Annotated in this window: 12 protein-coding genes and 1 pseudogene; 5 read left to right on the top strand and 8 right to left on the bottom strand. The window is 73.0% G+C overall.

All coding sequences use genetic code 11. The features are described from left to right. From IMZ11_RS40470 to IMZ11_RS40460, 3 genes and pseudogenes are all read right to left on the bottom strand, one after another. Positions 1-665: pseudogene (locus IMZ11_RS40470) on the bottom strand (hypothetical protein); the annotation flags it as partial. A gap of 65 nt (positions 666-730) precedes the next feature. After that, a complete protein-coding gene (locus IMZ11_RS40465; protein WP_228648519.1) occupies positions 731-1,675 on the bottom strand; it encodes a carbohydrate kinase family protein in 945 nt (314 codons plus the stop codon). Position 1,676: 1 nt separating this feature from the next. Beyond that, positions 1,677-2,591 (bottom strand): pseudouridine-5'-phosphate glycosidase, encoded by a 915-nt coding sequence (locus tag IMZ11_RS40460; protein ID WP_228648517.1) that lies wholly within the window; start codon positions 2,589-2,591, stop codon positions 1,677-1,679. Positions 2,592-2,832: 241 nt separating this feature from the next. On the opposite strand from IMZ11_RS40460, the gene IMZ11_RS40455 reads away from it, so the two are divergent. From IMZ11_RS40455 to IMZ11_RS46025, 5 genes are all read left to right on the top strand, one after another. Beyond that, positions 2,833-4,392 (top strand): NAD(P)/FAD-dependent oxidoreductase, encoded by a 1,560-nt coding sequence (locus IMZ11_RS40455; RefSeq protein ID WP_228648515.1) that lies wholly within the window; start codon positions 2,833-2,835, stop codon positions 4,390-4,392. A gap of 7 nt (positions 4,393-4,399) precedes the next feature. Next, positions 4,400-5,110: a response regulator transcription factor gene (locus IMZ11_RS40450; protein WP_061261234.1), complete on the top strand. Its 711-nt coding sequence runs from the start codon at positions 4,400-4,402 to the stop codon at positions 5,108-5,110. Beyond that, entirely contained in the window at positions 5,107-6,579 is a 1,473-nt protein-coding gene (locus IMZ11_RS40445; RefSeq protein ID WP_228648513.1) for a cell wall metabolism sensor histidine kinase WalK, read from the top strand. The genes IMZ11_RS40450 and IMZ11_RS40445 overlap by 4 nt, the downstream gene beginning before the upstream one ends. A 95-nt stretch (positions 6,580-6,674) precedes the next feature. Beyond that, the gene (locus tag IMZ11_RS40440; protein ID WP_228648511.1) at positions 6,675-7,886 is read left to right on the top strand and encodes a bifunctional glycosyltransferase family 2/GtrA family protein; all 1,212 of its coding nucleotides are present in this window, start codon (positions 6,675-6,677) and stop codon (positions 7,884-7,886) included. Continuing rightward, positions 7,883-10,060 carry a glycosyltransferase family 39 protein gene (locus IMZ11_RS46025; protein ID WP_305075943.1) on the top strand — a complete coding sequence of 726 codons (2,178 nt, stop codon included), beginning with the start codon at positions 7,883-7,885 and terminating at the stop codon, positions 10,058-10,060. Before IMZ11_RS40440 ends, IMZ11_RS46025 begins: the two co-directional genes overlap by 4 nt. 31 nt (positions 10,061-10,091) lie before the next feature. Here IMZ11_RS46025 and IMZ11_RS40430 read toward each other — a convergent pair whose 3' ends face one another. The 5 genes from IMZ11_RS40430 to IMZ11_RS40410 form a co-directional block, all read right to left on the bottom strand. Continuing rightward, on the bottom strand, positions 10,092-10,349 hold the full coding sequence (locus IMZ11_RS40430; RefSeq protein WP_061261230.1) for a hypothetical protein: 258 nt from the start codon (positions 10,347-10,349) through the stop codon (positions 10,092-10,094). A 70-nt stretch (positions 10,350-10,419) separates the two neighbouring features. Then, complete coding sequence (locus IMZ11_RS40425; protein ID WP_228648509.1) at positions 10,420-11,271, bottom strand: helix-turn-helix transcriptional regulator; 852 nt, start codon at positions 11,269-11,271, stop codon at positions 10,420-10,422. Positions 11,272-11,434: 163 nt separating this feature from the next. Then, a complete protein-coding gene (locus IMZ11_RS40420; protein WP_061261228.1) occupies positions 11,435-11,641 on the bottom strand; it encodes a hypothetical protein in 207 nt (68 codons plus the stop codon). Positions 11,642-11,697: 56 nt separating this feature from the next. Further along, positions 11,698-13,557 carry an acyclic terpene utilization AtuA family protein gene (locus IMZ11_RS40415; protein ID WP_228648507.1) on the bottom strand — a complete coding sequence of 620 codons (1,860 nt, stop codon included), beginning with the start codon at positions 13,555-13,557 and terminating at the stop codon, positions 11,698-11,700. Further along, positions 13,554-14,018 (bottom strand): enoyl-CoA hydratase-related protein (locus IMZ11_RS40410; RefSeq protein ID WP_228648504.1); only part of this gene is annotated, 465 nt, incomplete at its 5' end. The genes IMZ11_RS40410 and IMZ11_RS40415, both read right to left, overlap by 4 nt.

Here is a 14,018-nt window from a genome sequence, read left to right as displayed (position 1 = left end):
GCCGTACCTGCACCGGCGGCGAGCGGGGGCGCGGGGCGGGTCCGCGTGCCCTGCTCGGCGGGAGCCGGAGCGGGAGCTGACGCGGGCTGCTGCGGTACGGCTTGCTGCGGTGCGGCCGCCGGCGCCGGTGAGCCGGGTGCCGTGGAGCCGGGTGCCGCCGTGGAGGACGGGGCCGATGCCGCCGCCGGTGCAGGTACGGCCGCCGGGGCGGGCGGCGCCGGTTCCGCGGCGGTGACCGGGAGCTGGAGGTGGGTGAAGATCTCACGGAAGACGACCGTGAGGACGGCCTCGGGAGTGGCGGGAGCCGAGGGGCTCTGCAGGTCTCCGGGGGTGAGCCGGCGGAGCCGGTGCCATCCGCCCAGGCCGGTGACCGCCGAACGAGCCGGTTCCTGCCATCCCGGAAGGGTGGGATCGACGGAGTGGACCTGGATCGCGGGAAGCAGGTCGGTCAGCGCGAGATGATCCCAGCGGCTCGCGGCGAGCCGGGCCAGCCGCTCGCAGAGCCAGTCCACCCCGGTCGCGCCGAGGGCTCGGCCGAGCGCGACGGAGCCCCACCAGCCCGCGGGCAGGCGAGGGTCGGCCAGAACTTCGGCGACCTGCTGCGCACGGGTCCAGCGAAGGGCGGGAACCAGATCACTCAGGCAGATCGTTGACTCGGCGTCCATCGGTATGACCGCACCCTCCCGAGAGTGACGCATGTTGCTAATGGTGCAGCTTACGCCGCAAGCTATCAATTGGTGTCAATAGGGTAAAGCTCCTTCGAGATACCGGTGGCCGGACCCGCCGCTCCCGCGACCGGGGGACGGCCGCCGACCTGCGCGACCGCGGCGGCGCCGGCCCGGCAACCATTTTCCAGCGCGATCTCGGGGGCGAGCCCGGACAGCAGCGCGGTCAGGAAACCGGCGGCGAACGCGTCCCCCGCGCCCGTCGAGTCGACCACCTCCGCCTGGGACGCGGGCGCCCACGCGACGATCTCGCCATCCCTGGCGAGCAGGGCCCCCTTGGCCCCCAGCTTCACCACGGCGCTGCCGTACGCGGCGCTGAGGGCCGTGGCGGCCCCCTCCGGGGCGGTGGCGCCGGTGAGCAGCAGCGCCTCGTCGAGGTTGGGGATGATGATCCGCGCGGCGGCGGTCTCCCGGATGAAGCGGTCGGTCCCGAAGTCGCGCAGGAAGCCGGTCGAGGCGGCGTCCACGCTCACGGTCACGCCGCGCTCGGCCGCCTCGCGCATGGCGAGCCGGGCGAGGTCGAGGCCCGGCCGCTCGAACAGCGTGTACCCCGACAGGTGCAGGTGGGTCACGCCGTCGAGGAGCGCCTCCGACCAGTCGGCGGGTCCGATGTGCCGGCCCGCGCCCCGGTTGGTGAGCATGGAACGCTCGCCGCTCAGGTCGACCATGGCGATGACGACGGCGGTCGGCCTGGCCGGGTCGATCCGGAGGTGCCGCCGCACTCCGGCCCGGACCAGCTCGGCCCGGTGCCACTCGCCGGTGTCGTATCCGGCCCGGGCGAGCAGCCGCGCGTCCGCGCCCAGATGGGCGGCCCAGCAGGCCGTGTTGGCCCCGGAGCCGCCCGGACGCACCACGATGTCGGCCGCGGTGTCGGTGCCGGTGGCGACCGGCTGCCCGTGCAGCGCCACGACGTCGGTGACGACGTCGCCGATCACCAGCAGGCCTCCCATGTCAGTCCTCCCGGGACCAGGATGCCGCGATCTCGCCGGCGAGACGGGCGTTTCCGCGCACAGCGGCCAGATTCGCCTCAAGTGAGGCGCCGTCGGTGCCGTTGACCAGGTACTCCAGAAGGAACGGCGTGATGGCCTGCCCGGCGACGCCCTGCTCGTCGGCGGCCCGGAGCGCCTCGGCGAGCACGCGGTCGTGCAGCGCGGGGTCGAGCTGGTCGGCGACGGGCACCGGGTTCGCGACGATCAGCGCCGTCTCCGGCCCGCCGAGCAGGTCCTGCGCCCGCATGATCCCGGCCGCCTCGGCGGCGGTCTCGATCCGCCAGTCGACGGGCTCGCCCGAGGTGTGCAGGTAGAAGCCGGGGAACTCGTCGGTCCGGTACCCGACCACGGTGACCTGCCGGGTCTCCAGCCGCTGCAGGGTGGCCGGCACGTCCAGGATCGACTTCACGCCCGCGCAGACGACCGTGATCCTGGTACGGCCCAGCGTGTCGAGGTCGGCCGACTCGTCCTGGACGGTGGTCCAGCCGCGGTGGACGCCGCCGAGCCCGCCGGTCGCGAAGACGCGGATGCCGGCCCTCGCGGCCAGGAACGAGGTCCCGGACACGGTCGTGGCGCCGCTGACCTTCAGCGCGGCGGCGGGGGCGAGGTCACGGAAGCCGAGCTTGCGCAGGCCGGGCTCGGTCGCGATCCGCTCCAGGCCCTCCCGGTCCAGCCCGGCGCGCGGCACGCCGTCGAGGACCGCGATCGTCGCCGGCACGGCTCCCGCGCTCCGCACGATCTCCTCGAGTTCGAGCGCCACCTCGAGGTTGCGCGGCTGCGGCAGTCCGTGGGAGATGATCGTCGACTCCAGCGCCACGACCGGCCTTCCGGCTGCCAGGGCTTCGGCGACTTCCTCCGACGGCACGACCTTGAGCATGGCTCTCCTGAGTGGTTTCTTTAAAGTTCGTAAAAGGTTCCAAAAGGACAAACCTATACGTACCTCTCGGGGGCGTCCACCGCATGATCAGCCAACGAACCCGCGCGATAGTGGGCACGGGCCACCTGGCCGGGGCGGACCCTCCCGGATAGTGTGCCCCTCGCGTGCGGCCGCGCGGGCGACCAGGTCAGACCGGGGCGACCATGTGGTCCACCGCCCCCACCCCGACCCTGGAGAACCGATGTCTCACTCGCGCTATGACGTGGTCGTCGCCGGCGGCGGGCACAACGGCCTGGTCGCCGCCGCCTACCTCGCGGGGGCGGGCCGCCGCGTCCTCGTCCTCGAACGCCTCGACCACGTCGGCGGCCTCGCGGTCTCCACCGTGGCCTTCCCCGGCGTCGACGCCCGGCTGTCGCGGTACTCCTACCTGGTCAGCCTGCTGCCCGCCAAGATCGTCAAGGACCTCGGCGTCGGTGTGGAGCTCCGGCGGCGCCGCTTCGCCTCGTACACCCCAGCGGGGGACACCGGGCTGCTCGTGGACGGCGAGGACGAGGCCCGCACCGCGGCGTCGTTCGCCGCCGTCACCGGCGGGACGAAGGACCACGAGGCGTGGCGCCGCTTCTACGCGATGACCGCCGAGGTCGCCCGGCGTGTCGCGCCCACGCTCCTCGAACCCCTCGTAGACCGTACGGCGCTGCGCCGCCTCGTCGGCGCCGAGGCGTGGCGCGACCTGTTCGAGCGCCCCATCGGCGAGGTGGTCGCCGAGCGCTTCGCCGACGACACGGTGCGCGGGGTGGTCCTCACCGACGCCCTGATCGGCACCTTCGCCGACCCGGCGACGGACCTGCTGGCCAACCGGTGCTTCCTGTACCACGTCATCGGCGACGGGACCGGCGACTGGAACGTCCCGGTCGGCGGCATGGGAGCCGTCACGGACGCCCTCGCGGACGCCGCCAGGCGAGCGGGCGCCGAGATCAGGTGCGGCGCCGAGGTGCTCGCGATCGACCCGTCGGGCGAGGTCACCTTCCGCGACTCCGGCGGGCACGAGCACGCCGTCAGCGGCGGGCACGTCCTTGCCGCCCTGCCGCCCGCCGTGCTGGCCCGGCTGACGGGCGAGACCCCGGAGCGTCCCGAGGGCTCCCAGCTCAAGATCAACATGGTGGTGTCCCGGCTGCCGCGCCTCAGGGACGCGTCCGTCGACCCGGCGGAGGCGTTCAGCGGCACCTTCCACGTCAACGAGGGGGCCGAGCGGCTCGCCGCCGCCCGCGCGCAGGCCGCCGCGGGCCGGATCCCCGACCTGCCGCCCGCGGAGATGTACTGCCACTCGCTGACGGATCCGTCGATCCTCGGCCCGGCGCTGCGGCGGTCCGGCGCGCACACGATGACGCTGTTCGGCCTGCACATGCCGGCCAGGCTGTTCACCGGCGCCGGAGCCGGGGCCGGGGCGCGGGAGGAGGCGCTGCGCCGCACCCTCGCGTCCGTCGACGCGGTGCTCGCCGAGCCGATCGAGGACTGCCTGCTGCGCGCGCCGTCGGGCGAACCCTGCCTGGAGGTGCGGACCCCGCTCGACCTGGAGCACGAGGCCGGCCTCCCCGGCGGGCACATCTTCCACCGCGACCTGTCCTGGCCGTTCGCCGAGTCCCAGGAGGACGGGCCGTGGGGCGTGGAGACGCGGCACGAGCGGATCCTGCTGTGCGGCGCGGGCGCCCGGCGTGGCGGAGGCGTCAGCGGGATCCCCGGTCACAACGCCGCGATGGCCGTCCTGTTCTCATCGACCTCTCATGGGGCCCGGATACCGTGAAACGGTGATGGGAGCCGAAGGTGAGTCCGCGCGGTTGCTGGTGGTCGACGACGAACCGGCGCTGCGCGAGGCGCTGCGGAGCAGCCTCGAGTTCGAGGGGTACAAGGTCGAGACCGTGGCGGACGGGTCGGCCGCCCTCGACCGGCTGGAGCGCGAGCCGTACGACGCGGTGCTGCTCGACGTGATGATGCCGCGTCTGGACGGCCTGACGACGTGCCGCAGGCTCCGCTCCTCCGGCAACCACGTCCCGGTGCTGATGCTGACCGCGCGCGACGCCGTGGGCGACCGCGTGTCCGGTCTCGACGCGGGGGCCGACGACTACCTGGTCAAGCCCTTCGAGCTGGACGAGCTGCTCGCCCGGGTGCGCGCCCTGCTGCGGCGCGGCGCGCTCGCCGCGCCCAGCGAGGAGGCGGGCTCCGTGCTCTCCTTCGCCGACCTCCGCATGGACACCGCCGGGCGCGAGGTCACCCGCGCCGGCCGCCCCCTCGACCTGACGCGTACGGAGTACCTCCTGCTCGAACTGTTCCTGACGCATCCGCGCCAGGTGCTGACCCGGGAGCAGATCCTCAGCGAGGTGTGGGGGTTCGACTTCGAGCCGTCGTCCAACTCGCTCGACGTCTACGTGATGTACCTGCGGAGGAAGACCGAGGCCGCGGACGAGACCCGGCTGATCCACACCGTGCGCGGTGTGGGCTATGTCCTGCGGACCTTTCCGTGAGGAGACGCCGTTCGCTCCGGGCCCGGCTCACCCTGGTCATCGCCGCCGCGGTGGCGGTGGCGGTGGCCCTGTCGGCGGCGGTGTGCTGGTTCCTGATCCACGACCGGATGCAGGGGCAGATCCGCGACTCGCTGGGGGAGTTCAACCCGCGCGTCGAGCAGGTGGCGTTCACGCTCGCCCAGTGCGGCGCGGACAGTGATCAGGAAAGCCTCGAACAGGGCGCCGGCCCACCACACCCGTGGGACCCGTCCGGGCGCAGCTGGGAGATCATCCGGGCGGACGGCTCCGTCTGCGTGTGGGGATCGTCGGACGAGGTCGTCCCGACCCCGGAGGAGCGGGCTCTGGCCGTCTCCGGTGGAGACCCGGTCCTGCGCGACGCGGTGACGAAGAACGGCAGCTCGGTCCTCGCCCTCACCAAGAAGTACGTGCCGCAACCGTCGCCGCGCGGCGGCCCCGAGGAAGTGCGGCAGTTCCCCGTCCCGGAGCCGGTGGCCGTCACCGTCTTCCGCTCCACGGAGGAGATGAGCGGGACGCTCCGGATCCTCGCCCTGATCCTCGGGTCGGTGGCCGTCGTCGGCGTGCTCGGCGCCGCGCTCGCCGGTCTCTGGCTCGCCCGCGCGGCGCTTCGCCCCGTCGAGCGGCTGACGAGCGCGGTCGAGCACGTGGCGCGGACCGAGGACCTCGCGATCCGGATCCCGGTCGAGGGGACCGACGAGATCGCCAGGCTGAGCCGGTCGTTCAACACGATGACGGCCGCCCTGTCCAGCTCCCAGGAACGCCAGCGCCGGCTGGTCTCCGACGCCGGGCACGAGTTGCGGACCCCGCTGACCAGCCTGCGCACCAACATCGACCTGATGCTGCGCAGCGAGAACACCGGCCGGGCGCTGGAGCCGGAGTCCAAACGCCGGCTCCTGATCAACGTCAAGGAGCAGTTCGAGGAGATGTCCAGCCTGATCGGCGACCTCCTCGAACTGTCGAGGAGCGCCGAGACGGGCGAGCACTCCACCGACATCGACTTCCACGATCTGGTGTCCGCCGCCGTGAACCGCGCCAGGCGCCGCGGCCCCGGACTGGAGTTCCAGGTTGACCTCCAGCCGTGGCAGGTCCACGGCGACGCCAGGGGCCTCCAGCGGGCCGCCGTGAACGTGCTCGACAACGCCGTGAAGTTCAGCCCGCCGGGCGGCCTGGTGGCGGTCCGGCTCGCGAACGGGGTCCTGACCGTACGCGACCAGGGGCCGGGCATCCCGGAGGACGAGCTTCCGCACGTCTTCGAGAGGTTCTGGCGCTCCTCGTCGGCGCGCAGCCTCCCCGGGTCGGGGCTCGGACTGTCCATCGTGGCCCAGGCCGTACGGGACGCCGGCGGCGAGGTCCGCCTCGGGAACGCTCCCGGCGGCGGGACGCTGGCCACGATCAGCCTGCCCGGCACACCGCCCGGCGCGGAGGCGAAGGACGAGGTGGCGGTCTCCTAGGAGATCGCCATGCCCCCGGGGTTCCCCGCTCTTTCTCAGACATCCTTAATCGACAGCTCAGCAAGGTTCAATTCCCTGCGCCGACGTTGGACGACATGAGCATCGCGACGGTTCCCCCGCCTCCGGCCTCGTCTCCGAACGGGGCCCCGGGAAGGACACGCCTCGTCGAGGTCGTGGTTCCCGTGTACAACGAGCAGCGAGTGCTGGCCGAGAGCATCCGCAGGCTGCACGGTTACCTGACCCGCGACTTCCCGTACGGCTTCCGCATCACGATCGCGGACAACGCCAGCACGGACGACACCTGGGCGATCGCCGGCGAGCTGGCCCGCGAGCTGCCGAACGTGCACGCGCTGCACCTCGACGAGAAGGGGCGCGGGCGCGCGCTGCGGAGGGCGTGGGGCGAGAGCGAGGCCGACGTCGTCAGCTACATGGACGTGGACCTCTCGACCGACCTGGACGCCTTCCTGCCGCTGGTGGCCCCGCTGCTGACCGGCCACAGCGATCTCGCGATCGGCACCCGCCTCGCCACGACGTCGAACGTGGTGCGCGGGCCCAAGCGCGAGTTCATCTCCCGCGCCTACAACCTGCTGCTCCGCTCGCTGATGGGGGCCAGGTTCTCCGACGCCCAGTGCGGCTTCAAGGCCGGCCGCACCGAGATCGTGCGGGCGCTGCTGCCCATCGTGGAGGACCAGGAGTGGTTCTTCGACACCGAGCTGCTGCTGCTCGCCGAGCGGCACGGGCTGCGCATCCACGAGGTGCCGGTGGACTGGGTGGACGACCCCGACAGCCGGGTGGACATCGTCAGGACCGCGACCGACGACCTCAGGGGCATGTGGCGGGTGACCAGGAAGACCCTCTCCGGAGCGGTGCGGCTGCCCGTCCCCGCCCGCGTGCAGCAGGCCAGGCTCCCCGCGGGGATGGCGAGGCAGCTCCCCAGCTTCGCGGTCATCGGGGCGATCAGCACGGTCGCCTACCTGGTGCTCTTCTGGCTGCTGCGCGCGGCCATGCCCGCGGTCGCCGCGAACGCGGTCGCGCTGCTCGTCACGGCGATCGCCAACACGGCGGCCAACCGGCGCTTCACGTTCGGCGTCAGCGGGGCTTCGGGGGCGCTCAGGCACCAGATCGAGGGCCTGGCCGCCTTCCTGATCGGCCTGGCCCTCACCACCGGCATCCTGGCCCTGCTGCCCGCGACGGCGTCGCGCGGCGCCGAGCTCGTCGGAGTGATCGTCGCGAACGGGGCCGCCACCCTGGCACGCTTTCTTCTCATGCGGGTGTGGGTGTTCAACCCCCGGAGGGAGACCCGATGAGCACGTCGCCTGTCACCACGTCGTCGGCGGCGCCCGCGCGACCGTCGGCCTGGCGGACAGCACGGCATGACCCGCGCTGGGCGCGCCCGGCGATGTGGGCCGTGCTCGTCCTGGCCGCCGTCCTCTACACCTGGGCACTCGGCGCGGGCGGGTACGCCAACGAGTACTACGCGGCCGCGGTCTATTCGGGCACCCAGAGCTGGAAGGCGTTCTTCTTCGGGGCGCTGGACGCCGGCTCGTTCATCACCGTCGACAAGCCGCCGTTCGCGCTGTGGGTGATGGGGCTGTCCGCGCGGGTCTTCGGTTTCGGCACATGGAGCATGCTGCTGCCGCAGGCCGCCGCCGGCGTCGCCTCGGTCGCCCTGGTGCACTCGGCGGTCCGGCGCTCGCTGGCGGGGCCCGCCGGTCACGCGGCGGCGCTGGTCGCGGCCCTGGTGATGACGCTGACTCCGATCACCGTGGCGATCAACCGGGACAACAACCCGGACACCGTCCTGGTGCTGCTCCTGGTGGCGGCGGCCTGGTTCTGCCTGGAGGCGATCCGTACCGGGCGGCTGCGCACCATCGTGATCGCGGCGGTCCTCGTCGGGCTCGCGTTCACCACCAAGATGCTCCAGGCGTACCTGGTGCTGCCCGCGTTCGCCCTCGTGTACCTGTACGCGTCCGCGGGCGCGTTCTCGCGGCGGATCGGGCGGCTGCTCGTGGCCGGGGTGGCCCTGGCCGTCTCCAGCGCCTGGTGGATGGTGATCGTCGACCTGTGGCCCGCGGACGACCGGCCGTACGTCGGGGGCAGCACCGACAACACGGTGTGGGACCTCGTCGTCGGCTACAACGGCCTGGGCCGGATCTTCGGCAGGAGCGGCGGCGGAGGCGGGGGCGGTCAGGGGGCGTCGTTCGGCGGCGCCGCGGGCGCGGACCGGCTCTTCAACGACATCATGGCCGGGCAGATCTCCTGGCTGATCCCGTTCGCGGTGGCCGCGCTGGTCGCCGGGCTGGTCCTGACCGGCCGCAGGGCCGCCGCCCTCACCGGCGGCGCCGTACTGCGCGGTGAGGGCGACCGCTCGGCGACGGTGACCGCGCTGCGTCCTGACCGCCGCTCCGCGACCAGGGCGGCCCTGCTGCTGTGGGGCGGCTGGCTGGTGGTCCACTACGCCGTGTTCAGCTTCTCGGCGGGGACGTTCCACCCGTACTACTCGACCGCCATGGCGCCCGCGATCGCGGCGCTCGCGGGGATGGGCGGGGTGCTGATGTGGCGGGCACTCCGGAGCTCCCGCGCGTGGGCGTGGGTGCTTCCCGCGGCCGTCGCCGTCACCGGCGGCTGGTCGTTCACGGTGCTGCGCCGTACGACGGAGTTCGTCCCGTGGCTGGCCTGGGCCGTCGCGGGAGCGACCGCGATGGCGGTCCTCGGGCTGGTGGCCGTGGGTTACGGCGTGCGCCGCGTCACGGTGGTGGCGCTGGCCGCCGGGCTGTTCGCCGGCCTCGCCGGACCCGCCGCGTACGCCGTGACACCGCTGGGGTCGGCCGTGAACGGGACGAATCCGACGGCGGGACCGTCGACCGGTCGCGGGATGCGCGGCCCCGGAGGCTTCCCCGGGGGCTTCGAAGGCGGCCCAGGAGGCGGGTTCCCCGGAGGGTTCGGCGACGGCCCCGAGGGCGCTCCCGGGGGCCCTTCAGGAGCCCGCTACGGCGGCCCCGGAGAGCCTGGCGGGACGGAGACCCCCGAAGGGATGCCGCCCGGCGGAACGCGTCCCGGAGGCCGCGCCATGGGCTTCCCCGGAGGCTTCGGAGGCGGGCCCGGCGGCGGAATCAGCGACGCGATGGTGGCCTATCTGAAGAAGAACCAGGGCGACGCCACCTGGCTCGTCGCGGTCGGCAGCGCGCAGAGCGCCTCGTCGGTCATCCTGTCCACCGGCAGGCCGGTCATCGCGATGGGCGGCTTCACCGGGAGCGACCCCGCGATGTCGGTCGCCACGCTGAAGCGGTACGTCGCCGAGGGGAAGTTGAAGTACGTCGTGGTGGGCGGCAGAGGCCCCGGCGGCGGCGACTCCGAGGTCACCGAGTGGGTCAAGGCGAACGGCACGCCGGTCGACTCCGCGGAGATCGGCGGCGCCGAGGCCGGTGGAGACGAGGCCGGTGGCGCCGAGGAGAACTCGTCCCTCTACAAGCTGGCCTGACGCCGCGGTGACGGGAACCTGCGGGCCGCTCTCAGGCGGGGAGGGCGGCCAGGAGGTAGGCGAGCCGGGCTGCGGCGGACTCGACGCACTCCACGGTGCCGAGCCGGTAGCCCCACGAGGTGAGGAACGCGCCGTCGTCGGAGCAGGTCACGGTCTCGCGCAGGGTGTCGCTGAACCGGTTGCGCACCTGGACCCGGGGAGGCATGTCGCCGATCACCCGGACCGAGAGGTCGATGTGCGCACGGGCCGCCGACGCGAACTCGTGGATGCGCGAAACCGTATCGACCAACGCGCTTCACCTCCCGTTCAGGGGGCAAGGATTGCACGGGCCGCGACGCGGATACAAGCAATTGCGCCGATTAATCCGGCGACTGCCTCGCATAGTCGTCGATCACCTGGACGATCACGCGGCGGGCGTCCTCGCCGAACGCGGCGACCTCGCAGAGATCATCGAACTCGCGGGCGTAGAAGGCGATGTCGTCGGGGTCGCGGAGCAGGATCTCCTTGGTCTTCGTGGCCACCCCGACGAGCGCGTCGTTGTAGATCCAGAACGGGTTCACCAGCGTCGTGGGCAGCAGCGCGCCCGTCGGGATGACCCCGAACTCGACGTTGGGAAGGGTGGTCACGGCCAGCAGCCGGTCCATCTGGCCGCGCATCACGTTCAGCGGCGCGAACCGGTAGCGCAGCACCGCCTCCGGCAGGACGAACCGGAACGAGCGCGCGGGATCGTAGAGGATCTCCTGGCGCTGCATCCTCACCCGGATCGCCGCGTCGACGTCGTCGGTCGCCTCGTACACGCGGCGCACCCTGGTGAAGATGTTCCTGGCGTACTCGGCGGTCTGCAGCAGCCCGATCACGATGCCCGGCTCGAACGCCCGGAAGGACCGGGTCCTCGCCTCCAGGTCGCGTACGTCCTCCTGGAGCGCGGCGAGGCCGTTCTTGTGCCGCTGCCGCCAGGAGTCCTGCCGCTCGACGAGGCCGCGGGCCCGCTGGATCAGGCCGTCCACCGTGTCCGGATCGGCGCCTACGGCCTGGCCCCAGGTGACCACGTCGTCCTCGGTGGCGGTCTGCCTGGCGTTCTCGATGCGGGACACCTTGGAGGGCTGCCACCCGAGCCGCTCGGCCAGGTCCTTGCCGGACAGGTGGGCTTCCTCGCGCAGTCGCCGCAGCTCGGAGCCCAGATCCAGCCGGGACTGCTGGAAGCCGCTCACCCGCGGTCCGTCCCGCGTGGAACCGCCGGGGACCCCCCTTCGGCGCGCGGATGGACGTTCGCCGTGCGGGTGGTTCGGTCGGTCACGTGCTACCTCCGCCTGTGGTGCGCTCAAAGGTAGACCCGCCGGAGCGATCCGGCCATAGGGATGCGCCTAATCGTGATCAGCCGAGCACGCGCCGGGCGATCTCCACGAGCAGTTCCCTCGGGACCTCCACGGCGGTCTCGCCGTCGAGCACGTGTCTCAGGTCGGCGCGGGCGTCCGCGTCGACGAGCTCCAGCCCCTGGACGACGATCGTCCCCCGGTCGGTCTCGTAGAGGGAGGGGCAGGCCCCGGCCTCCGACGTGGAGCCGAGAAAGCGCAGTCGCATGGGTGTCCTTCCCCGAAGCGAGAACAATTGCGCGCAATTGTAGGGTTATTTCCCGTTTAGATGGGCTCGATCGCCTTCGCCGCGGGAGATCCTCCAGCGAGGAGACGCTCCGGGATCGGCACGGTGACCGCGCGCAGCCGCTCCCCGAGCGCCTTGGCCTGGGCGTCGAGCCGGGGGCTGGCCGCCACGCCCCGGCCGAGCAGCCCGTGCACGACGAAGTTGAGCGCCAGCAGGTTGGGCAGCTCGAAGCGCTCGACGGTGAGACCCCTCGTCTCGGGCAGCAGCTCCTTCACCCGCTCGGCGGTGAGCTCGGCGGCCAGCCAGGCGTACTCCTCGGCGGTCCGGACCCAGACCCCCAGGTTCGCGTTGCCTCCCTTGTCGCCCGACCGCGCCCCCGCGACGGTTCCGAGCGGCGCCGGCCGTACGGGGCCGGAGGACGGCGCGGGGACAGGGGCGGGAGCGGGGGCAGCGGCGGGAGCGGCGTTCCGGTGCGCCCCGGACAGGTCCGTCCGCTCGGGCGACGGCACGGTGATCCTCCTGCCCTCGACCGTGACCACGGCCGGGACCTCCCGCGCCTCCACCAGCGCGGGCCAGTAGACCCCGTACGGCGAGGCGTCGCCGGGCGGGGTGAGCGCGTAGAACCCGGGATAGCTCGCCAGCCCGGTCTCGACCACGGCGGAGGAGAACCGCCGCCCGGCCTTCTCCTTGTCGGGGTCCATGACGGTGATCCGCAGCAGCGCGGTCGCCGGTTCGCCCTCGGAGACCGGCGTGAGCTCGACGTCCACGTGTTCGAAGGAATCCCTGGGGACCCGCGCCCAGATCGCCTCCTCGGCGACCCGCGCCTTGGCCTCCACGTCGAGGCCGGTGAGCACGAGCGCCATCGTGTTGCGGTGGCCGCCGAGGTGGTTGAGGCCGACCTTGAGCGTCTCCGGCGGCGGCTCGCCGCGCGTCCCGCTGACCCGGACCCGGTCCGGCCCCTCCTGCTCCAGGCGGATCGTGTCGAAGCGGGCCGTGACGTCGGGCCCGAGATAGCGCGGGGAGGCGATCTCGTAGAGGAGCTGGGCGGTGACGGTGCCGACCGAGACGAGACCGCCGGTCCCGGGATGCTTCGTGATCACGCTCGACCCGTCCGGGTGGAGCTCGGCGATGGGGAACCCGCAGCGCGCCAGGCCGGGCACCTCCTCGAAGAAGGCGTAGTTGCCGCCCGTCGCCTGGCAGCCGCACTCGATGACGTGCCCGGCCACCACCGAGCCCGCGAGCGCGTCGAGGTCGTCAGGCCGCCAGCCGTACCGCCACATGCCCGGCCCGGTCACCAGCGCCGCGTCCGTGACCCGCCCGGTGACGACCACGTCGGCGCCCTGCTCCAGGGCGACCGCGATCGGCCGCCCGCCGAGGTACGCGTTGGCGGTGATCGGGTGGCCGGTGAGCGGCTCCCCGGTGTCCATGTTGGCCAGCGCACCCGGCGGGATCGGCGCGAGGGAGTCCGGCGACAACCGGGGCAGCAGATCGTCCCCCGTCACGTGGGCGATCCGTACGCGGCGGCGGGCGACGCGGACCCGGCCCTCGATCGGATCGACGGCGGGGGCGTGGCCGACGGTCACGGACAGGCCGAGCCGGTCGGCCAGGGCGGACACCGCCTCCGCGCATCCGGCCGGGTCCAGCCCCCCGGCGTTCGTGACGATCTTGATGCCGCGGTCCAGGCAGGTGCCGAGCACCTGCTCCATCTGGGTGAGGAACGTCCGCGCGTATCCCGGGCGGCCCTTCATCCGGTTCCCGGCGAGGATCAGCATGGTCAGCTCGGCCAGCCAGTCGCCGGTGAGCACGTCGATCGGCCCGCCCTCGACCATCTCGCGCGCCGCCGACAGCCGGTCGCCGTAGAACCCGCTGCAGTTGGCGACGCGGAGCGGGCCGGTCATCTCGGCGCCTCCTGGACGGCCCAGGCGGCCGGCCGCTTCTCCATGAAGGCGCGGATACCCTCCTGGCCCTCCTCGGAGGCGAACCGCTCGGCCGACAGCTCGGCCATCCGGCGCATGCCCTCGGCGACCGGCATCGCGGGCACCTCCCGGACCAGTCGCTTGGTGATGGCGAGGGCCTCCGGGCCGCCGCGCAGCAGCATCCCCGCGTAGTGCGCCACGGTCGCGTCCAGCTCGTCCTCGGGCACCGCCCGGGTGAGGAGGCCGATCTCGGCGGCCCGGGCGGCGGAGAAGGTCTCCCCGGTGAGGAAGTACTCGGCCGCCGCGCGCGGCTCCAGCCGCCGCAGGCAGGTCACCGCGATCATCGCGGGCGCGACGCCCAGCCGCACCTCGCTGAACGCGAAGGTCGCGGACAGCGGCGCGACGGCGAAGTCGCACGCGGCCACCAGGCCCAGCCCGCCCGC

Origin of the sequence: Microtetraspora sp. AC03309, assembly GCF_020826795.1 — a bacterium.
Classification (GTDB): domain Bacteria; phylum Actinomycetota; class Actinomycetes; order Streptosporangiales; family Streptosporangiaceae; genus Microtetraspora; species Microtetraspora glauca.
Note: the sequence above shows the minus strand (reverse complement) of the source record. Positions and strands in the feature narration are given on the sequence as shown.

Coding starts and splice junctions, on each gene's coding strand:
- IMZ11_RS40465 (WP_228648519.1), bottom strand. CDS start 1,675: ATGGGAGGCCTGCTGGTGATCGGCGACGTCGTCACCGACGTCGTGGCG.
- IMZ11_RS40460 (WP_228648517.1), bottom strand. CDS start 2,591: ATGCTCAAGGTCGTGCCGTCGGAGGAAGTCGCCGAAGCCCTGGCAGCC.
- IMZ11_RS40455 (WP_228648515.1), top strand. CDS start 2,833: ATGTCTCACTCGCGCTATGACGTGGTCGTCGCCGGCGGCGGGCACAAC.
- IMZ11_RS40450 (WP_061261234.1), top strand. CDS start 4,400: ATGGGAGCCGAAGGTGAGTCCGCGCGGTTGCTGGTGGTCGACGACGAA.
- IMZ11_RS40440 (WP_228648511.1), top strand. CDS start 6,675: ATGAGCATCGCGACGGTTCCCCCGCCTCCGGCCTCGTCTCCGAACGGG.
- IMZ11_RS46025 (WP_305075943.1), top strand. CDS start 7,883: ATGAGCACGTCGCCTGTCACCACGTCGTCGGCGGCGCCCGCGCGACCG.
- IMZ11_RS40420 (WP_061261228.1), bottom strand. CDS start 11,641: ATGCGACTGCGCTTTCTCGGCTCCACGTCGGAGGCCGGGGCCTGCCCC.
- IMZ11_RS40415 (WP_228648507.1), bottom strand. CDS start 13,557: ATGACCGGCCCGCTCCGCGTCGCCAACTGCAGCGGGTTCTACGGCGAC.